The sequence below is a fragment of the Rhodococcus sp. USK10 genome (assembly GCF_019378875.1).
GTDB lineage: Bacteria > Actinomycetota > Actinomycetes > Mycobacteriales > Mycobacteriaceae > Rhodococcus_F > Rhodococcus_F pseudokoreensis.
In genome coordinates, this window is record NZ_CP076048.1 from 984,151 (window position 1) to 1,005,771 (window position 21,621).

At 67.4% G+C, this 21,621-nt stretch carries 21 protein-coding genes; 9 read left to right on the forward strand and 12 right to left on the reverse strand.

Translation table 11 applies throughout. The features are described from left to right. Positions 1-39: 39 nt before the first annotated feature. The 5 genes from pheS to infC all read right to left on the reverse strand — a co-directional run bounded on the left by pheS (position 40) and on the right by infC (position 3,497). The gene (gene pheS, locus I1A62_RS11405) at positions 40-1,125 is read right to left on the reverse strand and encodes a phenylalanine--tRNA ligase subunit alpha (RefSeq protein ID WP_219458733.1); all 1,086 of its coding nucleotides are present in this window, start codon (positions 1,123-1,125) and stop codon (positions 40-42) included. 94 nt (positions 1,126-1,219) lie between these two features. Further along, positions 1,220-2,029, reverse strand: a complete 810-nt coding sequence (locus I1A62_RS11410) for an RNA methyltransferase (protein ID WP_219458734.1) — start codon at positions 2,027-2,029, stop codon at positions 1,220-1,222. 53 nt (positions 2,030-2,082) lie between these two features. Beyond that, positions 2,083-2,472: a 50S ribosomal protein L20 gene (gene rplT / locus I1A62_RS11415; RefSeq protein ID WP_005247385.1), complete on the reverse strand. Its 390-nt coding sequence runs from the start codon at positions 2,470-2,472 to the stop codon at positions 2,083-2,085. Between the two features lie 64 nt (positions 2,473-2,536). After that, entirely contained in the window at positions 2,537-2,731 is a 195-nt protein-coding gene (gene rpmI, locus I1A62_RS11420) for a 50S ribosomal protein L35 (protein WP_005247390.1), read from the reverse strand. Between the two features lie 58 nt (positions 2,732-2,789). Beyond that, positions 2,790-3,497 carry a translation initiation factor IF-3 gene (gene infC, locus I1A62_RS11425; RefSeq protein WP_124394384.1) on the reverse strand — a complete coding sequence of 236 codons (708 nt, stop codon included), beginning with the start codon at positions 3,495-3,497 and terminating at the stop codon, positions 2,790-2,792. A gap of 342 nt (positions 3,498-3,839) precedes the next feature. On the opposite strand from infC, the gene I1A62_RS11430 reads away from it, so the two are divergent. Next, positions 3,840-4,223, forward strand: coding sequence for a DUF1844 domain-containing protein (locus I1A62_RS11430; protein WP_192582014.1), 384 nt, complete (start codon positions 3,840-3,842; stop codon positions 4,221-4,223). A 34-nt stretch (positions 4,224-4,257) separates the two neighbouring features. Further along, positions 4,258-4,671: a DUF1801 domain-containing protein gene (locus tag I1A62_RS11435; protein WP_124394363.1), complete on the forward strand. Its 414-nt coding sequence runs from the start codon at positions 4,258-4,260 to the stop codon at positions 4,669-4,671. A gap of 6 nt (positions 4,672-4,677) precedes the next feature. Here the strand turns inward: I1A62_RS11435 and I1A62_RS11440 are convergent, their stop codons facing one another. Continuing rightward, positions 4,678-5,379, reverse strand: coding sequence for a YafY family protein (locus I1A62_RS11440; protein WP_219458735.1), 702 nt, complete (start codon positions 5,377-5,379; stop codon positions 4,678-4,680). Between the two features lie 120 nt (positions 5,380-5,499). Between I1A62_RS11440 and I1A62_RS11445 the strand changes: the two genes are divergently transcribed. Then, the gene (locus I1A62_RS11445) at positions 5,500-6,246 is read left to right on the forward strand and encodes an alpha/beta fold hydrolase (protein WP_219458736.1); all 747 of its coding nucleotides are present in this window, start codon (positions 5,500-5,502) and stop codon (positions 6,244-6,246) included. 6 nt (positions 6,247-6,252) lie between these two features. Here I1A62_RS11445 and uvrA read toward each other — a convergent pair whose 3' ends face one another. Then, positions 6,253-9,246, reverse strand: coding sequence for an excinuclease ABC subunit UvrA (gene uvrA, locus I1A62_RS11450; protein ID WP_206010911.1), 2,994 nt, complete (start codon positions 9,244-9,246; stop codon positions 6,253-6,255). A 151-nt stretch (positions 9,247-9,397) separates the two neighbouring features. Between uvrA and I1A62_RS11455 the strand changes: the two genes are divergently transcribed. The 4 genes from I1A62_RS11455 to I1A62_RS11470 all read left to right on the forward strand — a co-directional run bounded on the left by I1A62_RS11455 (position 9,398) and on the right by I1A62_RS11470 (position 13,997). Further along, the gene (locus tag I1A62_RS11455) at positions 9,398-10,087 is read left to right on the forward strand and encodes an MBL fold metallo-hydrolase (RefSeq protein ID WP_219458737.1); all 690 of its coding nucleotides are present in this window, start codon (positions 9,398-9,400) and stop codon (positions 10,085-10,087) included. A gap of 168 nt (positions 10,088-10,255) precedes the next feature. Further along, positions 10,256-11,185, forward strand: coding sequence for a DoxX family protein (locus I1A62_RS11460; protein WP_072949293.1), 930 nt, complete (start codon positions 10,256-10,258; stop codon positions 11,183-11,185). Between the two features lie 146 nt (positions 11,186-11,331). Next, positions 11,332-13,614, forward strand: coding sequence for an ATP-binding domain-containing protein (locus I1A62_RS11465; RefSeq protein ID WP_219458738.1), 2,283 nt, complete (start codon positions 11,332-11,334; stop codon positions 13,612-13,614). Continuing rightward, on the forward strand, positions 13,611-13,997 hold the full coding sequence (locus I1A62_RS11470; RefSeq protein WP_124394357.1) for a DUF732 domain-containing protein: 387 nt from the start codon (positions 13,611-13,613) through the stop codon (positions 13,995-13,997). Before I1A62_RS11465 ends, I1A62_RS11470 begins: the two co-directional genes overlap by 4 nt. 11 nt (positions 13,998-14,008) lie before the next feature. Here I1A62_RS11470 and I1A62_RS11475 read toward each other — a convergent pair whose 3' ends face one another. From I1A62_RS11475 to uvrB, 3 genes are all read right to left on the reverse strand, one after another. Further along, positions 14,009-14,461, reverse strand: a complete 453-nt coding sequence (locus tag I1A62_RS11475) for a universal stress protein (protein WP_005247414.1) — start codon at positions 14,459-14,461, stop codon at positions 14,009-14,011. A gap of 188 nt (positions 14,462-14,649) precedes the next feature. Beyond that, positions 14,650-15,522, reverse strand: coding sequence for a hypothetical protein (locus I1A62_RS11480; protein WP_124394356.1), 873 nt, complete (start codon positions 15,520-15,522; stop codon positions 14,650-14,652). Between the two features lie 46 nt (positions 15,523-15,568). Further along, the gene (gene uvrB, locus I1A62_RS11485; protein ID WP_206010905.1) at positions 15,569-17,731 is read right to left on the reverse strand and encodes an excinuclease ABC subunit UvrB; all 2,163 of its coding nucleotides are present in this window, start codon (positions 17,729-17,731) and stop codon (positions 15,569-15,571) included. Positions 17,732-17,810: 79 nt separating this feature from the next. Here uvrB and I1A62_RS11490 point away from each other — a divergent pair, with 79 nt between their 5' ends. Beyond that, the gene (locus I1A62_RS11490) at positions 17,811-18,329 is read left to right on the forward strand and encodes a DUF402 domain-containing protein (protein WP_219458739.1); all 519 of its coding nucleotides are present in this window, start codon (positions 17,811-17,813) and stop codon (positions 18,327-18,329) included. Between the two features lies 1 nt (position 18,330). Here I1A62_RS11490 and coaE read toward each other — a convergent pair whose 3' ends face one another. Continuing rightward, positions 18,331-19,545: a dephospho-CoA kinase gene (gene coaE / locus I1A62_RS11495; protein ID WP_219458740.1), complete on the reverse strand. Its 1,215-nt coding sequence runs from the start codon at positions 19,543-19,545 to the stop codon at positions 18,331-18,333. A 169-nt stretch (positions 19,546-19,714) separates the two neighbouring features. Here coaE and I1A62_RS11500 point away from each other — a divergent pair, with 169 nt between their 5' ends. Next, a complete protein-coding gene (locus I1A62_RS11500; RefSeq protein ID WP_124394353.1) occupies positions 19,715-19,933 on the forward strand; it encodes a hypothetical protein in 219 nt (72 codons plus the stop codon). 152 nt (positions 19,934-20,085) lie between these two features. Here I1A62_RS11500 and rpsA read toward each other — a convergent pair whose 3' ends face one another. Continuing rightward, a complete protein-coding gene (gene rpsA, locus I1A62_RS11505; protein WP_012687956.1) occupies positions 20,086-21,570 on the reverse strand; it encodes a 30S ribosomal protein S1 in 1,485 nt (494 codons plus the stop codon). Positions 21,571-21,621: the final 51 nt, after the last annotated feature.

A 21,621-nucleotide genomic window follows, 5' to 3' on the forward strand; every position in this document is an offset into this window, starting at 1 on the left:
TGTCGTGACTGTGGTGGACGGGATCCGGGTGACGCGGGGTCAGCCCTGGACACCGAAGGGCAGCGTGAACCGCACGTCGCCCTCGACGATGTCGCGCATGTCCGGGATCCCGTTCCGGAACTGGAGTGTGCGCTCGAGCCCCATGCCGAACGCGAACCCGGTGTACACGTCGGGGTCGATTCCGGAGGCGCGCAGCACATTCGGGTTGACCATTCCGCAGCCGCCCCACTCGACCCAGCCCGCGCCGCCCTTCTTGTTCGGGAACCACACGTCCACCTCGGCGGACGGTTCCGTGAACGGGAAGTAGTTCGGGCGCATCCGGGTGCGGGTCTCGGGACCGAACAGTGCGCGGGCGAACGCGTCGAGCGTGCCGCGCAGATGTGCCATGGTGAGGCCCTTGTCGACCGCGAGCCCCTCCACCTGGGAGAAGACGGGGGTGTGCGTCGCGTCGAGTTCGTCGGTGCGGAACGTCCGTCCGGGGCAGACCACGTAGATCGGCACCTCGCGCGAGAGCATCGTGCGCACCTGTACCGGCGACGTGTGCGTGCGGAGCACCTGTCGCGAGCCCTCCGGCGCGATGTGGAACGTGTCCTGCATCGTCCGCGCGGGGTGATCGGGCAGGAAGTTCAGGGCATCGAAGTTGAAGTGCTCGGTCTCGACCTCCGGCCCCTCGGCGACCTCCCAGCCCATGGCCACGAACACGTCCTCGACCTGCTCGGAGATGATGCTGATCGGATGGCGGGCACCCACCGGCTGACGCTGCGACGGCAGCGTCACGTCGATGGCCTCGGCCACGAGAACGGCGGCGTCGCGCTCGGCGAGCAGCACCGCGCGGCGCTCGTCGAACGCCGCACTGATCCGGGTGCGGGCGACGTTCACGCGCTTGCCCGCGTCGGCCTTCTCCTTGCCCGGGAGGGCTCCCAGTCCGCGGCGGGCGAGGGCGATCGGCGACTTGTCACCCATGTGCTCGACCTTGGCCTTCGCGAGGTCGTCGAGATCCGCCACCGACGCGAACGCCTTCTCGGCGCTCTCCGCCGCCGCAGTCAGGGCGTCCTCGGTGAGCGCACTCGAATCGACCGCGCCGCCTTCGACCCCCGTGGAGGCAGCGCCCTCTTTTTTAGCCACGACCGGTGCCACTCCTTAAGTTCGTTCAGTCAACACTCTCGACGAAACCGAAACAGCTCGCCGTCAAATCCTATGCGATCCGATTTTCGCCGTTTCAGCTGTCGGTTCGCTTGCGGTTCTGGACCCGCGCGCTCGAATACAGGCAGATCGACGCCGCCGTCGCCAGGTTGAGGCTCTCGGCTCGACCGTGGATCGGGATCCGCACCCGGTGGTCCGCTCGCGCCGCGGTGGCCGCGTCGAGACCGTGGGCCTCGTTGCCGAACAGCCACGCCGTGGGGCGGACCAGGAGTTCGTCGGCGTCGTCCAGATCGACTTCGCCGTCCGCCGCCGTGGCGAGCAACTGAATGCCCGCCGCGCTGATGCTGTCGAGAACCGCGGCCGTGTCCCGTTCACGCACCACCGGAAGGTGGAAGAGACTTCCGGCGGACGCCCGGACACATTTTCCGTTGTGCGGGTCGACGCTGTCGCCGGCGAGAATCGCCGCGTCCGCGCCCACCGCGTCCGCGACCCGGATGACGGTGCCGGCGTTGCCCGGCTCCGCGACCGCGACCGGAACAGCCAGCAGGCGGGTTCCGGGACGCATCGCCTCGGCCAGTGGAACGTCGAGGAGATCACACACCGCGACGAGACCCGGCGGGGTCACCGTGTCGCTGAGCGCCCGGACCGCCCGGTCCGTCACCAGCGACGTGCGGACACCCGCGGCGTGCGCCCGGTCGATCAGCGTCGAGTACCGCTGCTCCGCGTCCGCGGTGTAGAAGACGTCGTGCACCGGGTGGGTGGCGAGTGCCTCGCCGACGGAGTTCTCCCCCTCGACCAGGAAGCGCCCGACCTTGCGGCGTTCCGCGGTGCGCAGCAGCTTGACAGCAGAAACGACCCGTGGGGTGCGCTCGGTGAGCGGGTCCACGGGTCGTTTCCGAGGCTCGAAAGGCCGGGGCTCGAAAGGCCCGGGTACGAGACTCAGGCTGCTTCTCCGGCCGGAGCGTTCACGTCAGCCGGGAGAGCTGCCTTGGCGAGGGCCACGAGGCCGGCGAATGCCGCGGCGTCGGACACGGCCAGCTCGGCCAGGTTCTTGCGGTCGACCTCGATCTCGGCCAGACGCAGACCCTGGATCAGGCGGTTGTACGTGATGTCGTTCGCCCGTGCAGCGGCGTTGATACGCGTGATCCACAGCTTGCGGAAGTCGCCCTTGCGCGCACGGCGGTCACGGTAGGCGTAGGTCAGCGAGTGGAGCTGCTGTTCCTTGGCCTTGCGGTACAGGCGCGAGCGCTGTCCGCGGTAGCCGCTGGAGGCTTCGAGAATCGAACGACGCTTCTTCTGGGCGTTTACCGCCCTCTTTACGCGTGCCACTGAAAAATCCTGTCAATCTTGGGGCGGTGAGCTGCCCCGGGTGGTCAGTAAAAGGGGTGTCGACTCAGATGTCGAGCAGGCGCTTGATGCGAGGAGTGTCAGCCTTGCTGACGACAGCCACGCCATCGAGGCGACGGGTCACCTTGGTGGCCTTGTGCTCGAGCAGGTGGCGGCGACCGGCCTTCTGGCGCAGGATCTTTCCGCTGCCGGACACCTTGAATCGCTTCGCGGTGCCGCTGTGGGTCTTCGACTTGGGCATGGAGTCCTCAGTTCTCTGGTATCCGGACCATGATCCGGGTCGTGCTGGTGTAGTCGGACTAGCTGGTCGGCGCTTCGCCGGGCGTAGTGCCGCCCGCCTGCTCCGCAGGTGTCGCCGGAGCCTGTGCCGGTGCGGGAGTTGCCCGCTGCGCCGGCGGCGCGGCGGCGCTTTCCTGCGCCTTGACACGGGTCTTCGCGCCCTTGTGCGGAGCGAGCACCATCGTCATGTTTCGACCGTCCTGCTTGGCGGACGTCTCCACGAACCCGAGATCCGCGACGTCTGCACCGAGACGCTGCAGCAGCCGGAAACCGAGCTCCGGACGCGACTGCTCACGTCCGCGGAACATGATCGTGACCTTGACCTTGGATCCGGCCTCGAGGAAGCGCACGACATTGCGCTTCTTGGTCTCGTAGTCGTGATCGTCGATCTTGGGGCGGAGCTTCTGCTCCTTGATGACCGTGAGTTGCTGGTTCTTGCGCGACTCACGAGCCTTCTGCGCGGCCTCGTACTTGAACTTGCCGTAGTCCATGATCTTGCAGACCGGCGGGCGAGCGTCGGGGGCCACCTCGACCAGGTCGAGATCGGCCTCGAGGGCCAAGCGGAGTGCATCTTCAACACGCACGATGCCAACCTGTTCACCTCCGGGTCCGACGAGGCGGACCTCGGGAACTCGGATGCGATCGTTGATGCGGGTCTCAGTGCTGATGGGGCCTCCTAGGTTGAACGGTCTTGTCTCGAGACCGCCAGCAGCCCGTACGCCCGGGATTCCCAACAAAAAAGCCCCGCTGCGGTGAATGACTCTCACCATGCGGGGCCCGATGTCGACCGATCAGACGAACTCACGGCTCACGCCGCTCCCTCATCTCCTCACACTCGAGGAACTCGAGCCGAGTAGCCTCGGACCGAGCGACCGGACCACTGAGCTGCAGTTTTACCTGCCGCGCAGAGGTGGGAGTCGGACTCCACTTGCTGCCCCCGACAAATCCGAAGGCGGTCGTTGGACCAAGAGTAACATTTGCGCACGTCGTGAGCTAATCGATACCGGGACGTTGCGTCCCACGGCCACCTGGCCGCCAGGTCACCGGCCGCTGGTGGAATCCTCTAAGGCATGACGGACAACATCGATGACACCCCGAACGACGGCACCGTGAACGGCGGTGACCAGAATACCGACGTCCGGGAACTGGCCGACGTTCCCTCGGTCGAGGTCATCAGCCGCGCCGCGGTCATGCTCATGAGTTCGGCAGCCGAGAAACTCGGCCTGTCCGACGCCGACCCCGACTCCAGCCCCCACCGCGACCTCGACGAGGCCCGGCGGGTCATTACCGCCCTCGCCGGACTGGTGACCGCGTCCATCGAGTACCTCGGACCGCACGCGGGGCCGATCCGCGAAGGCCTGCAGGCGCTGCAGCGCGCGTTCCGCGAAGCGTCTTCGCACCCGGACGAGCCCGGCAAGGGTCCGGGTGAGAAGTACACCGGACCGGTGTACTGAGAAACGGCGAGCACCGAGATGGCGGGGTACTGAGATGGCGAGCCGCAACAAGACCGAGCACACGTCGGCCGGTGTCGACGAGTTCCTGGACACGATCGCCGACCCGGTGAAGCGCGCCGACAGCGCACGGCTGGTGGAACTGCTCACCGCCGCGACGGGAGAGCCCGCCGCGATGTGGGGAACCAGCATCGTCGGATTCGGCTCTCGCCACTATCGGTATGCCAGCGGCCACGAGGGCGACACCGCCCTCATCGGATTCTCGCCGCGGGCAGCGGCACTCACCCTGTATCTCTCCCTCGACTTCACCGAGCACGAGGACGAACTCGCCGCGCTCGGCAAGCACAAGGTCGGCAAGGGCTGCCTCTACGTCAAGAAACTCGCCGACGTCGACGAGTCGGTTCTCGTCTCGCTGGTGAACCGATCCGTGGCGGCCGCCCGCGCGCTCTGATCGCCCTCACCGGTCGAACACGGTGCGCGCGTCGGCGGGCGGTTCGCCGAAGAGGTCCGGATCGCGCGGGACGAACGACCGGCCGGTGAGGGTGGCGTCGGAGACCCAGTCCAACCGGAACCAGCGCACACCCGCCCGGCTCAGGCACCACGCGACGAGGAACCACGACCCCCGCGTGTGTGCGAGAAGGTGCGGTTCGACAACCCGCTCGGTGCGTCCGCCGTCCCGGTCGACGTACCGCAGGGAAACCATCAGTTCCCGCTGCAATCCGTCTTCGACGACGCGGCGGATGCGGGGTTCCGCGCTGCCTCCGGTGGTGTCTCGCCGGATCCACACCTTCGCGCCGAGTCGCTCCACCCGCTCCCTCGACTCCGTGTCCATCACGTCGAGCAACTTGGCGAGCGCGGCCCGCCCGTCCGTCGCGAACGGCGCATCGCGAAAGGCCGTGAGGGCGAGCGCCACCGAGACCGCCTGAGCGGGAGTGAAATTCACCGGCGGCAACGTGCCGTTCCCGATGATCCCGTATCCCCCACCCGGTCCGGCAGTGGCCCGGATCGCGGCGCCCGAGGACTGCAGTACGGCGATGTCCCGCTTGATCGTGCGGGGCGTCACCTCGAACTGCGCCGCCAACTGCTCCGCGGTCCGGCCCCGGTCACCCGCGCGGCGCAGTTCTTCCGTCAGGGCGTGAAGGCGGGCGGGACGGTCCATGAGAGCAGTCTGCCGAACGTCCGCGGCAAAGTCCCGATTCTCGTCGGGCCGGTTCCGTTATGAGACTGTGACGAATACGGTGACACGCTGATGTCACCCTTGCGGGTTCACTCTTGTCCCATGACTCAGACAAGCGAAGTACACGGCAGCACAGGCACTCACATCATTCTGGTCCCCGGATTCTGGCTCGGCGCATGGGCCTGGGCGGCAGTGGAATCCGGCCTGACCCGGCAGGGACATCGCGTCACCGCGGTGACGTTGCCGGGACTCGACTCCACCGTCAGCGACCGCGCCGGCGTCCGGCTGGACGACCACATCGCCGCGATCACGGAGGCCGTCGCGAACACACCGTCGTCGGAGCGGGTGGTGGTCGTGGCACACAGCGGTGCGGGGCCGGTGGCCTACGCGGCGAGCGATCGGGTGCCCGACCGACTCGCCCGCATCGTCTACGTCGACTCGGGACCATTGCAGAGCGGAACCGCGCTGCGCGACGATCTCGACCCGGCGGACGTCGAGATTCCGCTGCCGTCCTGGTCCGAACTCGAGGCCGAAGGCAACAGTCTCGACGGACTCGACGACGACATGCTCGAGACGTTCCGCGACCGGGCGGTGCCCATGCCGGCCGGACCGGCGAGGGACACGGTCGAACTCGCCGACAGCAGGCGACTGGACGTGCCGACCACGGTGATCTGCACCAGTTTCCCGTCGGAGGTCATCCAGCAGATGGCCGCAGCGGGCCACCCGATGGCGGCCGAACTCGCGCAGATCGCGAAAGTCGACTACGTCGATCTACCGACCGGGCACTGGCCGATGTGGTCGCGGCCCGCAGACCTCGCGACCGCGATCGACGCGGCCGCGAGGGACTGACCGGATTCAGCTGACTGCTGCGGCCTTCTTCGGCGCCCGCTTACGCGGTGTCGCCGTGGCGGCCGCGGCAGTCTTCTTCGCCGACGCGGACTTCCGCGTCGGCGAGGACTTGGCTGCCTTCGACTTCGCCGGAACGGGCGCCGGCACCGAGAGAACATTCTCGAGGAACCGGCCCGTGTAACTCTCCGGAACCTGCGCGATGTCCTCAGGGGTTCCCTGCGCGACGACGGTTCCGCCGCCGGACCCGCCCTCGGGCCCCATGTCGACCACCCAGTCGGACGTCTTGATCACGTCGAGGTTGTGCTCGATCACGATCACCGTGTTGCCCTTGTCGACCAGACCGTTGACGACCCCGAGCAGCTTGCGGATGTCCTCGAAGTGCAGACCCGTCGTGGGCTCGTCGAGGATGTACACCGTGCGGCCCGTCGAACGTTTCTGCAGTTCGGCGGCGAGCTTCACCCGCTGCGCCTCACCACCGGACAGCGTGGGCGCGGGCTGACCGAGCCGCACGTACCCGAGACCGACCTCGACGAGGGTCTTGAGGTAGCGGTGGATCGAGGTGATGGGCTCGAAGAATTCCGCGGCCTCCTCGATCGGCATGTCCAGGACCTCGGCGATGGTCTTGCCCTTGTAGTGGACCTCGAGCGTCTCGCGGTTGTACCGGGCACCGTGGCAGACCTCGCACGGTACGTACACGTCGGGCAGGAAGTTCATCTCGATCTTCAGCGTGCCGTCGCCGGAGCAGGCCTCGCACCGGCCGCCCTTGACGTTGAACGAGAACCGGCCCGGCTGGTAGCCGCGCACCTTCGACTCGGTGGTGGCGGCGAACAGGGTCCGGATCTTGTCGAACACCCCGGTGTAGGTGGCCGCGTTGGACCGCGGGGTGCGGCCGATCGGCGACTGGTCGACCTGCACGAGCTTGTCCAGCTGGTCGAGCCCGTTGATGCGGGTGTGCCTGCCGGGCACCTGACGAGCGCCGTTGAGCTTGTTCGCCATGACCGTCGCGAGGATGTCGTTGACGAGCGTCGACTTACCGGACCCGGACACACCTGTGACCGACGTGAGCACGCCCAGCGGGAAGCTGACGTCGATGCCGCCGAGGTTGTGTTCGCGCGCGCCGACGACCGTGACCTGCCGCTTGCGGTCGACCGGCCGGCGGATGGCGGGAATCTCGATGTGACTGCGGCCCGACAGGTAGGCGCCGGTGAGGGACTCCTCGCAGTCGAGCAGTTCCTGGTACGGCCCGCTGTGGACGACCTTGCCGCCGTGCTCGCCGGCGAGCGGTCCGATGTCGACCACCCAGTCGGACGTGCGGATGGTGTCTTCGTCGTGTTCGACCACGATCAGCGTGTTCCCGAGGTCGCGCAGGCGCGTCAGGGTCTCGATGAGGCGCCGGTTGTCGCGCTGGTGCAGACCGATCGACGGCTCGTCGAGCACGTACAGCACGCCCACCAGACCCGAGCCGATCTGGGTTGCGAGACGGATGCGCTGCGCCTCACCACCGGACAGGGTGCCGGCGGCGCGGGCGAGGGAGAGGTACTCGAGGCCGACGTCGAGGAGGAAACCGAGGCGCGCCTGAACCTCTTTGAGCACCTGACCGGCGATGGCCTCCTCGCGGCTGCCCAGCGTGAGGCTGTTCAGGAAGTCGGCGCAATCGGAGATCGACAGTTCACAGACCTCGGCGATCGATTTCATCCCGAACTTCTCGTTCGCGATCGTGACCGACAGGATCTCGGGGCGCAGTCGCGCACCACCGCACGCGGGACAGGGGGTGTCCCGCATGTAGCCGTCGTAGCGTTCCTTCATCTGGTCGGACTCGGTCTGCTCTAGCCTGCGGTGCAGGAACGGCATGACGCCCTCGAACTCGGCGTAGTAGGAACGGGTACGCCCGTACCGGTTCTTGTAGCGGACGTGGACCTGCTCCTCACTGCCCTCGAGGATCGCCCGGCGCGCCTTCGCCGGGAGCTTGTTCCACGGCGTCTTCATGTCGAAGCCGAGGATGTCGCCGAGGCCGGACAGCAGGCGACCGAAGTATTCGGAACTCTGCCCCATCGACCACGGCGCGATGGCCCCGTCCTCCAGCGACAACTCGGGGTCCGGGACGACGAGGTCCGGGTCGACCTCCTTGCGGATTCCGAGACCGGTGCACTCGGGGCACGCGCCGTACGGGGAGTTGAACGAGAACGACCGCGGCTCGAGGTCGTCGATGGACAGGGCGTGGCCGTTGGGGCACGCCAGCTTCTCCGAGAACCGTCGCTCCCGGTCGGCGGCGTTCTCCTCGCGGTCGACGAAGTCGAGGACGACGATGCCCTCCGCCAGTCGCAGCGCGGTCTCGACGGAATCGGTGAGCCGCTGCTTGGAACCGGCCTTGACGGTGAGACGGTCGACGACCACCTCGATGTCGTGCTTTTCCTGCTTCTTGAGCTTGGGCGGTTCGGACAGCGGATACACCACGCCGTCGACCCGCACACGTGAGTAGCCCTGCATGTTGAGCTGGTCGAACAGGTCGACGAATTCACCCTTGCGGGTACGCACGACGGGGGCGAGCACCTGGAAGCGGGTGCCTTCCTCCATCTCCAGAACCTGGTCGACGATCTGCTGCGGCGTCTGCCGCGCGATCTGCTCCCCACAGACCGGGCAGTGTGCGGTGCCGGCCCGGGCATAGAGCAGACGGAGGTAGTCGTAGACCTCGGTGATGGTGCCGACCGTCGACCGTGGGTTCCGGTTGGTCGACTTCTGGTCGATGGACACCGCCGGCGACAGACCTTCGATGAAGTCGACGTCGGGCTTGTCCATCTGACCGAGGAACTGGCGCGCGTACGCCGACAGCGACTCGACGTAGCGTCGCTGGCCCTCGGCGAAGATCGTGTCGAACGCCAGACTCGACTTGCCCGAGCCCGACAACCCGGTGAACACGATCAGGCTGTCGCGGGGCAGATCGAGATCGACCCCTCGCAGATTGTGCTCACGGGCACCCCGCACGATAAGGCGATCCGCCACTCCAAGTCCCTTCATTGTTCGACAGCCGAGGACGCACGTGGACGCTCAGCCCTCTGGCCGTGCCATGGTAAGCCGGGGCACCGACACGTTCTCGGGGACGGATGGCCGCCCTGCCACTCACCTGCCTGTATTCGACGGTAGCCTCCCCATCATGACCGAGCAGCCCATGGTGATAGAAGACTCGTACACCGGCCACGTCTCCCCCGGTTCGGCGCCGCAGCGCCGCACGGTTCCGGGAGCCACGATCACGAAGATGTCCGTCGGCCCCATGGACAACAACGTGTACCTGGTCGTCTGTTCCGCAACCGGAAAATCCGTCCTCATCGACGCCGCCAACGAGGCGGACCGCGTCAACCAACTTATCGGCGAACACGCGCCGTCGCTCGACCTGATCGTCACCACGCACCAGCACGGCGACCACTGGCTGGCGCTCGAAGACGTCGCGGCGGCCACCCGCGTGCACACCGCCGCCCATCCACTCGACGCCGATGCACTGCCCGTCCGGCCCGACCGCCTCCTCGAGGACGGCGACACAGTCACCGTCGGCGAGGTCACCCTCGACGTGATTCACCTCGCCGGCCACACCCCCGGCTCCGTCGCGCTCGCACTCACCGAAGCAGGCGGCGGACGCACCCACCTGTTCACCGGCGACTCCCTCTTCCCCGGCGGCGTCGGCAAGACCGCCGACGCGGGCAAGTTCGCATCACTGCTCACCGACGTCGAAACCAAGCTCTTCGGCCGCTACGGCGACGACACCGTCGTCTACCCCGGCCACGGTGACGACACCACCCTCGGCGCCGAGCGCCCCCACCTCGGGGAGTGGCGCGAACGCGGCTGGTGACCGCAACCGATCGCCGATCGCGCACCGCATGGTCCGCGATTGGCGATCGGCCTCCCTGGGTACTGGTGAATGGGCGGACCGTCGGTTCGGCAACACAGTCGTACGCCGACGACTGCCCAGAACTCTCGTTAGTGTGAGACGGGAGAACTCGAGATTGGGAGGCCAGGAATGCTCGTCCGTCGTATCGCTCGCCCACTGCTGTCCGCGATCTTCATCAGCGGAGGGATCGATGCACTTCGAAATCCGGCGCAGAAAGCACAGGCCGCCGCACCACTGATCGACAAGTCCACCGAGGCGCTTCCCGGGTCCGTCACGCAGAAGATCCCGTCCGACCCGGAGACGTTGGTCAAGATCAACGCCGCCGTGCAGATCGGCGGCGGAGTGCTCCTCGCCACCGGGAAGGCACCGCGCCTCGCGTCACTCGCGCTCGCAGGCAGCCTCGTGCCCACTACCGTTGTGGGGCACGACTTCTGGAACGAGACCGACCCCGCGAAGAAGGCGGCTCAGCGCACTCAGTTCCTCAAGAACGTCAGCCTGCTCGGCGGACTGCTCATCGCCGCCGTCGACACCGAGGGCAAGCCCTCACTGGGCTGGCGTGGACGCCGCGCCGCCCGGCACGCACAGGAGACCGTGGCCGCGGCCCTGCCCCTCGGCTCCGGTCACGACCATCACGGCCCCGAGATCGGAGAGGCCCTGGCCGCGGCGTCGGAGCGCGCCCGCATCCTGTCCGGTGAGGCCGCCGAGCGTGGGTCCGGCCTCCTCGAGGTCGCGAAAGACCGTGGCACCGAACTCGCGAAGGTCGCGGCGGATCGCGGCGCCGAATGGGCGGAGGTCGCGAAGGAACACGGCGCAGAATGGGCAGAGGTCGCGAAAGAACACGGCGCCGAGTGGGCGGACGTCGCCCGCGAACGCGGCGCGGAACTCGTCGAGGCGGCGAAGGAGCACGGCCCGGAACTGGCCGAGGTCGCCCGCGAGAAGGGCGGCGAATGGGCAGGCACCGCTGCAGAACGCGGTGAGGTGCTGAGCAAGCGGGCCCGCAAGCAAGCGGAAACCGCGCTCGAGAAGGCCAGGGCGAAGCGGGACGAACTGTCCCACTGACCCGGCCCGCGCCGGATATTCGATCTGATCGGCCCCGGAGACCGCCGCTGACCTGCGAAGTCAGCGACACACCTCCGGGGCCGACTAGACTGTCCAGGCACTTTTGCAGCCGATCCGGTTGCAGCCGAACCAGTCAAGGAGACCTCTTGCCCGACGAGGACACGTCACGCGACGAGCGCGAGCTCGAGCAGCAGTACGTGACGATGCTCTACACCCGACTGGACGGCCTTCGCCAGTACGCGGCGAACCGGCTGAGCCGTGTGCTGCTCGAAACCGGCGGCACCCCGCAGGCGCGGAGCGAGCGCGAGTCCTTCAATCAGCTCTACACCGAAGACCTCGCCAAGTACGACGCCGCCGAGAACGGACTGTGCTTCGGCCGGATCGACCTCGACGGCGAGCACCGCTACGTCGGCCGCCTCGGCATCCTCGACGAGGAGAACGACTACGAGACGATGCTCCTCGATTGGCGTGCGCCCCTTGCCCGCCCGTTCTATCTCGCGACGCCCGCGGCCCCCGACGGGGTCACCCGCCGACGGCACATCCGGTCGCGGAGCCGCCGGGTGACCGCCGTCAACGACGAATACCTGGACCTGGCGGCCGCGGAGGCCGCAGGCACTGTCACCGGCTCGGACGGCGTCGCCGGTGAGAGCGCGCTGCTCGCGGCGTTGAACGCGGCCCGCACCGGGCAGATGAACGACATCGTCGAGACCATTCAGGGCGAGCAGGACGCCATCATCCGGTCGGAGCACAAGAGCGTGCTCGTGGTCCAGGGTGGTCCCGGAACCGGCAAGACCGCGGTCGCTCTGCACCGCGCCGCCTATCTGCTCTACACGTATCGCCAGCAGCTCGCGAAGGCCGGCGTCCTCATCATCGGCCCCAACGCCACGTTCCTCGACTACATCGGCCAGGTGCTGCCGTCGCTCGGCGAGACCGGTGTGCTGCTCTCCACCATCGGCGACCTCTACCCCGGTGTCCGCGCCACCGTCGAGGACGGCCTCGACGCCGGCGAGATCAAGGGCTCTCTCGACATGCTGGAGGTTCTCAAGAAGGCGGTCCGGGACCGGCAGGAAGTGCCGTCGCGGCCCGTGGAGCTGACGTTCGACACCTACCGGATCACCCTCGACCGCAAGGTCGTCACCCGCGCTCGTGGCCGGGCGAGGTCGTCCAGGCGCCCGCACAACCTGGCCCGCCCCATCTTCGTCTCCTCGGTCATCGAGGCGCTCGCGCAGCAACTCGCGGACACCCTCGGCGCCAACGTCGTCGACGGCGGGAACCTGCTGAGCCGGGACGACATCGCCGACATGCGCGACGAGATGCGTGAGGACCCGGACATCATGACGGCGATCAGCGCGCTGTGGCCGGAACTGTCGCCGCAGCAGGTGCTCGCCGAGCTGTACGCCTCACCGAAGCGGCTGGCCGATGCGGCGCCGAATCTGACGGAGGCGCAACGCGTCTCGCTGCACCGTCCCGGAATGCGCGGCTTCAGCGCCGCCGACGCCCCACTCCTCGACGAACTGGCGGAACTCCTCGGCGTCGACGACGCCGCCGAGCGGGAGCGCGCCCGTCGCCAGTGGCGGGCGCAGATCGCGGACGCCCAGGGCGCCCTGGACATCCTGACCGGATCGGCGCCGCAGGATCTCGAGGACGAACTGGACCCGGAAATCCTGATGGCCTACGACCTGATCGACGCCAGCCAGCTCGCGGAACGCCACGACGTCGGGCAGCACCAGACCACCGCGGAACGCGCCGCCGGCGACCGAACGTGGACCTACGGTCACGTGATCGTCGACGAGGCGCAGGAGCTCTCGGAAATGGCCTGGCGAATGCTGATGCGGCGCATACCGAATCGCTGGATGACGTTGGTCGGCGACACCGCGCAGACCGGCGACCCGGCGGGAACGTCGTCGTGGCAGCGGATCCTCGAACCGTACGTCGCCAAGCGGTGGAAGCTGACGGAACTGACCGTCAATTACCGCACACCGGCGGAGATCATGACGTCGGCCCGGCGGGTTCTCGCCGAGATCGACGCCGAGCAGACCGTGCCGCGGTCGGTGCGCGAATCCGGTTTCGCGCCGTGGGCCCTGCAGGTGTCCGAGGCCGAACTGGCAGACACCGTGCGCACCTGCGTGTCCCGGGAAACCGGACCGGGAACCACCGTCGTGATCGGCGGCCACGACCTGGTCGCCGCACTCGCCGACCTGCGGTCGGACACGGTCAGCGTCCTCACGGTGCGAGACGTCAAGGGACTGGAATTCGACTCGGTGCTCATCGCCGAGCCCCAGGACATCCTCGACGAGTCGCCGCGCGGCATGAACGACCTCTACGTCGCCCTGACCCGGGCGACGCAACGACTCGGTGTGGTGCACACGAAGGCGTTGCCCACTGTGCTGTCCGAACTCGGCCCGGCAGAGGTCGGGATCCTGTCGTGACCCCGGGCGGTCGCGGTCGGCGGATCGGGTGTGGGCTCGTCCTCACCACGATTGCGCTGACCGCGTGCTCGGAGGCCACCGCCTCCGACCCGCCGCGCACCACCTCGGTGGCATCCACCACCGCCGCATCACACCTGGATGCCCGTGGCCTGCGCTACAAGGAGGCGCTGGTCGCGGCGGGAATTCCGGCGCCGCCCGACGACACGGTCCTGGCGCTCGCCAACGGGATCTGCGGTCAGCTGTCCGAGGGGACGGACGAGCCGACGATCCTCGCGCACCTCACCCCGATCGCGCAGTTCGCCTCGGCGACGTCGGATTCGGGCCTCACCACCGAACAGGTGGCGCAGGTGTATCTCGATGCCGCCGAGGCGAATTACTGCTGATCGGTCCGGTGTCAGCGCACCGTGTGGACGATGAGGACGTCGGACGTCGACTTGCGTGCGGCATCGGACGGAACCGACCCGAGAAGCCGCCCGGTGAGGGTGTTGAGTCCACGGTTACCGATCACCAGGAGACCGGCCTCGACCTCGTCGACCAGGTTGAGCAGCGACTCGACGGGGGCGCCGACGACGGCGCGTTCGACGACCTCCTTGGCGCCGGCGGCGTGTGCGCGCTCCTTCGCGGTGCGCAGGATCTCGTACGTCGGGGCCGAGCCGGTGATCTGGTAGGCCTCGTCACCGAGTGCATCGGCGGCCTGCCCGACGTCCTTGGGATCGGCCGGGTAGTACGCGCAGGCGATGATCAGCTTGGCACCGGCGTCCCCCGCGATGGCGGCAGCCTTCTCGACGGCCAGAAACGACGACTCGGAGCCATCGGTTCCGACGACAACGGTCCGGTAGGCGCTCATTCATTCCTCCATGTCTGCGGTGGTCGATTGGCCGGGGTCCGGACACACGTCATGCCTGGACCCAGCAGCCACTGCGCTGACCCTAGCCGTCCCGGTGCCCTCATAGGTGCATTTGCAACACATGCCACAGGGGATATCCCCGGTGCATGACGGATCACATTTTGCGTGCGCGCGGACTGTGATCGGTGTCAGCGGGACACGGCGACCTTGGGCCCGAACACGCCGGCCGGGAACACTCCCGCCTCGACGATCGCGTCCCGCCACGGGGTCGCGAGTTCGACGAGACGGGCCGCCCCGTCCTCGCCCAGTGCCGCCCACGGGGCCAGCGCGAGATCGTCGGTGAGATCCTCGACCAGTTGCCGCAGTTCCTTGCCTTCGGCAGTGAGTTCGCCCCGGGCGTCCAGGATTTCCCGGTCACGCAGACTGTCGCATGCGGAGTCCCACTGCTCCTGGGTCCAGGCGCGGCGGGTGATTGCGAACTTCTTCTGGAACCCATACCCGGTGGCGGTGTGGGTGATCAGCGATTCGAGTCCGCTCAGACCTGCGGTCTGCAGTGCGGCGATGTGACCGTCGCCGCGGTACTCCCGCAGCACCGTGAGGGCATGCCAGAACGCGAGATGCGGTGAGTCCGGCCACTCGACCTCCGTGTAGCCCGCACAGAGCGGCCTGCCCTCGACACCTGGGACACCCCGCGCCGCAATGGACGCCAGTTCGGCCGCCTCGGCCATCTCCGGTGACGTCGTCACCGATTCACCGAGCAGTCGCACATACGCCTCGCCGACCGCCCGGTACCGCGCCTCGACGATTGCCGCGGGCGTGGCCAGACTCCAGGCACGCGGAATGATCGACGCGACCGCGGCGGGACTGAAGTTGAAGAACGTGGCCGTGACCACGCCCGCGCCGACCGCACCCATCGGCGCGGAACGTCCGGCGAAATAGGTCATCCGACCCGGTTCGAGCCCCGTCTCGACCAGGCGTTCCTCGACCTCGGGAACGAAATAGCTGAGAGAGTGAAGCAATTCCAGGGACCGGGCGGTGCGACCTGCGTTGTGTGCATCCATATGTGCGACCGTACTGCTGCGCGACCGTACTGCCTCGGCGCCCTCGCTATTTCAGGCCCGCGGCATCCATGCCGCGCAACTCCTTCTTCAGATCGGCGATCTCGTCGCGCAGTCGCCCGGCGAGTTCGAACTGCAGATCACGGGCGGCGTTCATCATCTGATCGGTCAATTCCTTGACCAGGTCGGCCAACTCCGCCCTGGGCATCGACTTCGTGTCGCGGCCCTCGTACACGCCGGCACTGACCGAGCGTCCCGCCTCGCCCTGTGCACGACGCCCCCGGGTCGCGTTGCGTCCGGAACCGCCGACGTCGACGCCACTGGCCGTGTCCTCGGCCTCCTCGTAGACCTGGTCGAGGATGTCGGCGATCTTCTTCCGCAGCGGCTGCGGATCGACGCCCATCTTCTCGTTGTAGGCGATCTGCTTCTCACGACGCCGCTCGGTCTCCTCGATCGCGTGCTGCATCGAGTCGGTGATCTTGTCGGCGTACATGTGCACCTGACCGGAGACGTTACGAGCCGCCCGGCCGATCGTCTGGATGAGGCTGGTCGAGCTCCGCAGGAAGCCTTCCTTGTCGGCGTCGAGGATGGCCACCAGCGACACCTCGGGCAGGTCGAGGCCCTCACGCAGCAGGTTGATGCCCACCAGAACGTCGTACTCCCCCAGCCGCAGCTGCCGGAGCAGTTCGACGCGTCGCAACGTGTCGATGTCCGAGTGCAGGTACCGCACCCGGATACCGAGCTCGAGGAGGTAGTCGGTGAGGTCTTCCGACATCTTCTTCGTCAACGTGGTGACGAGGACACGCTCGTCGCGGTCCGCGCGTTCACGGATCTCGTGCACCAGGTCGTCGATCTGCCCCTTGGTCGGTTTGACGACCACCTGGGGGTCGACGAGACCGGTCGGGCGGATGACTTGCTCGACGAACTCGCCCCCGGCCTGCCCCAGCTCGTACTTGCCGGGTGTGGCCGACAGGTACACCGTCTGCCCGATGCGCTGAGTGAACTCCTCCCACGTCAGCGGGCGGTTGTCGGTGGCAGACGGCAACCGGAACCCGAACTCGACGAGGTTCCGCTTGCGCGACATGTCACCCTCGTACATCGCACCGATCTGCGGGACCGTCACGTGAGACTCGTCGATGACGAGGAGGAAATCCTCCGGGAAGTAGTCGATCAGCGTTGCGGGCGCGGTGCCCGCTCCACGACCGTCGATGTGCCGCGAGTAGTTCTCGATGCCGGAGCAGAACCCGACCTGCTTGATCATCTCGAGGTCGTACTGGGTGCGCATCCGGAGCCGCTGCGCCTCGAGCAGCTTGCCCTTGTTCTCGAGGTCGGCGAGCCGCTCCTCGAGCTCGGCTTCGATGTCTTTGACGGCACGTTCCATCCGCTCCGGACCCGCGACGTAGTGCGTGGCCGGGAAGATGCGTACCGAGTCGACCTTCCGCACGATGTCCCCGGTGAGCGGGTGCAGGTAGTACAGCGCCTCGATCTCGTCGCCGAAGAACTCGATCCGCACCGCCAGTTCCTCGTACGAGGGAATGATCTCGACCGTGTCACCCCGCACCCGGAAGGACCCCCGGGTGAACGCCAGGTCGTTACGGGTGTACTGCACGTCGACCAGCAGCCTCAGGAGGGCGTCGCGCGGAACCTCCACACCGACCTCGAGCTGCACCGAGCGGTCGAGGTACGACTGCGGGGTGCCGAGGCCGTAGATGCACGACACGGACGCCACCACGACCACGTCCCGCCGCGAGAGCAGGCTCGACGTCGCGGAGTGCCGCAGCCGCTCGACGTCGTCGTTGATCGACGAGTCCTTCTCGATATAGGTGTCGGTCTGCGCGATGTACGCCTCGGGCTGGTAGTAGTCGTAGTACGAGACGAAGTACTCGACGGAGTTGTTGGGCAGCATGTCGCGCAACTCGTTGGCCAACTGCGCGGCGAGCGTCTTGTTGGGCGCCATCACCAACGTGGGTCGCTGCACCTTCTCGATCAGCCACGCCGTGGTCGCCGATTTACCGGTACCAGTGGCGCCGAGCAGGACCACGTCCTTCTCACCTGCGTTGATGCGGCGTTCCAGATCCGCGATCGCCGTCGGCTGGTCGCCTGCCGGTTTGTGGTCGCTGACGACCTCGAAACGCGCCTCCGACCGCTCGATCTCCCCGATGGGACGGAACTCGGAATGTGCCACCACGGGGTGCTCGGATGCAAACGCCATGCAACCAGGGTAGGCCGAGGGACCGACAAACTTCCCGGGCGATCTCCGTCGGCTGAAAAATCCCGGTAGGTTCCCTGCCATGGCAGGCGCGACGCACGACATCCACCCACCGAAGGTCGAATACTTCGACCTCCGCGATCACACCAACACCGACCCCAAGGGTTTCGTCCGTCACGTCGACCACTACCGCGTCGAACCGTGGGGGCTGTACATGGCGCGCACCGCCGACCACCGGCAGTTCCACTACCTGGAGTCGTGGCTGCTCCCCGACCTGGGCCTGCGCGCGTCGATCTTCCACTACCACCCGTACCACCAGCGCGATCAGGACCACTACGTCGACATCGGCACGTTCACGCGCGGTGAGAACGTGTGGAAGTCGGAGGACCACTACCTGGATCTGGTCATCCGCACCGGTCGCGACACCGAACTCCTCGACGTCGACGAACTGATGGAGGCGCACCGCGCCGGCCTGCTCGACGCGGCGACAGCCGAGCGAGCGATCCTCACCGCCACCACGGCGATCGACGGAATCGCCGCACACGGCCACGACCTCGGCGGCTGGCTGGCCTCGATCGGCATGCCGATCGACTGGCGGTGACCTACGCGCTCCAGCCTGTTCGCTCGGCCCACTCCCACGCCCGGTGATACGCGCGGTCGAACCACGGGGTCTTCGCGTCGACGTAGGCGGTGATCGCGTCCTGATAGTCGGTGTGACCGGCCGCCTTCTCCGCCGCGGCCTCCTTGACCGCGAGGTACTCGGCGCGGGCATCGGTGTCGGCGCGGAGCCAGTCCCGGAACACGAGCGCGAACTGCTGTCCCGGCCACCCGTCGACCCGGAGGTGGATGTTCACGGGCCGCCCCGGATCGGCACCGCCGTGGATTCGCTTGCCCCACAGCGCCGGATCGGTCTCGCCGCCCTGATAGGACGGCTTCGGGTCGTCGGCGGTGATGTGCTCGATGCGGGGGAACCCGGCGCCGGCGAGTGATTCTGCGAGCTCGTCCGCGGTGTCGAGGCTCGCGACCGTCACCTGGACATCGATGACGTCCTTGGCAGGCAACCCCTCCACGGCCGTCGACCCGATGTGGTCGATCCGGACGGCGCGGTCGCCGCACACCAGGCGCAACCGGGCGATCAACCGGTCCGCCTGGGCAGGCCACTGCGGATTCGGCGCGGCGAGTACGGGCAGCACCCGGACGACGGTCCGCGTGCGGATGTTCGACTCGAAGGGTACGAGACGCTCCGACCACAGTGCCCTGATCTCCGGCTCGAGCGCGCCCGCGGCACCGCTGTTGTCGAGCCGGACGTCGGCCGCCGCCCGCCGTTGATCGTCGTCCGCCTGGGCGGCGATCCGCGCCCGCGCGTCGGTCTCGGGCATCCCCCGCGATCCGACAAGCCGCTGCACCCGCTCCTCGGCGTCGACGAACACGACGACGACCAGATGGAACGCGGCACCCATTCCGCCCTCGACCAGCAGCGGAATGTCCTGGACGAGCACCGCGTCCTCCGGCGCCGACTCGATGGTCTCCGCGGTGCGCGCCCCGACGAGCGGGTGGACGATGGAATTCAGCGCCAGCCGCGACTCCTCGTCGGCGAAGGCACGCGCTGCCAGGGCGGGCCGGTCGAGCGCGCCGTCCGCCGTCAGAATCTCCTCGCCGAACCGGTCGACGAGGGCAGCGAGGCCGGGCGTACCGGGTTCGACGACCTCCCGCGCGATCAGATCGGCGTCGACGATCACCGCCCCGAGTTCGGCGAGGACCTTCGACACGGTGGACTTACCGGCTCCTATGCCTCCAGTGAGGCCGATTCTCAACACGCCCCCCAGTGTTGCACCCGTTCCGAAGCGACGACACACGTCCCTCGCAGATCACCACCCTCTTCCCGCTCAGCAGACTCACCTGCCCCAAATACCACAGAAGTCCGACACGTTCGGTTATGTTCGAGCGAACGCACCGACCTGCACCTTCTCGAAGAAGAGGAACGCCATGCGCGATCACCGCAACCAGTTCGGTCGGCACCGCCTCGGCATTGCAGGCGGGGTGCATTGCATCGAGATTCCCGAGGTCGCCTCCGCGCTCGCCGAGCATCGCCGGACCTGGCTCACCGCGCTCATCAGCCAGGGCAGGCACAGCTTCGCGACAATGCGCAAGCGCGCCGAGGTGCAGTCCTCGCCCGGTTACTGGATTCCCGCAACCGCGAACTGAGCGCCCCCACACGCTGTGGCCCGACCTCCGAAGAGGTTGGGCCACAGTCGTATTCAGCACCTCTGCCCGCGGAAGTCCAGAAACGACGAAACCCCGCCCCTGCAGTGCAGGAGCGGGGTTTTCGACTGTGCCTGACGAGTCAGGCGGACTTGCTAGGCGTTGCCCGACAGCTTCTCGCGCAGAGCGGCGAGCTGTGCGTCGCTGGCCAGCGATCCACCGGCAGACTCGGACGACGAGGAGCTGGAGGACGAAGCGGCGTCGGCGTCGCCGGCACCCGACTCGGAGGAGTAGCCGGCAGCAGCGGTGGCAGCCTCGGCGGCCTCGTCTGCAGCGGTCTTCTCCATCTGAGCGGTGTGCATCTTGTGACGACGCTCAGCCTCTGCGTAGCGGTTCTCCCACTCTTCACGCTGCTTGTCGAAGCCCTCGAGCCATTCGTTGGTCTCGGGATCGAAGCCCTCGGGGAAGATGTAGTTGCCCTGCTCGTCGTAGCTGTCCGCCATGCCGTATTTGGACGGATCGAACTCGGCGTTGTAGTCCTCGTTGGCCTGCTTCAGCGACAGCGAGATGCGACGACGTTCGAGGTCGATGTCGATGACCTTGACGAGTGCATCGTCGTTGACGCCGACAACCTGGTCCGGAACCTCCACGTGGCGCTCGGCCAGCTCGGAGATGTGGACGAGGCCTTCGATTCCCTCTTCGACGCGCACGAAGGCACCGAACGGAACCAGCTTCGTGACCTTGCCGGGCACGATCTGGCCGATGGCGTGCGTGCGGGCGAACTGACGCCACGGGTCTTCCTGGGTGGCCTTGAGCGACAGGGAGACGCGCTCGCGGTCCAGGTCGACGTCGAGAACCTCGACGGTGACCTCGGTGCCGACCTCGACAACCTCGGACGGGTGGTCGATGTGCTTCCAGGACAGCTCGGACACGTGCACCAGGCCGTCGACGCCGCCCAGGTCCACGAAGGCACCGAAGTTGACGATGGAGGACACGACGCCCTTGCGGACCTGGCCCTTCTGCAGCTGGTGCAGGAACTCGCTGCGAACCTCGGACTGCGTCTGCTCGAGCCATGCGCGGCGCGAGAGGACGACGTTGTTGCGGTTCTTGTCGAGCTCGATGATCTTGGCCTCGATCTCCTTGCCGACGTACGGCTGCAGATCGCGGACACGGCGCATCTCGACGAGCGAAGCGGGAAGGAAGCCACGCAGGCCGATGTCGAGGATCAGGCCGCCCTTGACGACCTCGATGACGGTGCCCTTGACGGCCTCGTCCTTCTCCTTGAGCTCCTCGATGGTGCCCCAGGCACGCTCGTACTGAGCGCGCTTCTTCGACAGGATCAGTCGGCCTTCCTTGTCCTCCTTGGTGAGAACGAGAGCTTCGACCTCATCGCCCACGGAGACGACCTCATTGGGGTCGACGTCGTGCTTGATGGAGAGCTCACGGGAAGGGATGACGCCTTCGGTCTTGTAACCGATGTCGAGCAGGACCTCGTCACGATCGACCTTGACGATGGTGCCTTCGACGATGTCGCCATCGTTGAAGTACTTGATCGTTGCGTCGATGGCGGCGAGGAAGTCCTCGGCGGAGCCGATGTCGTTTACGGCTACCTGCGGCGAGGTCACGGTGGTGGAGGGCATGTGTTGAGTTGCTCCGGACGGGTTGTGGTCGGTTGATGGTGTTCTGTCGGA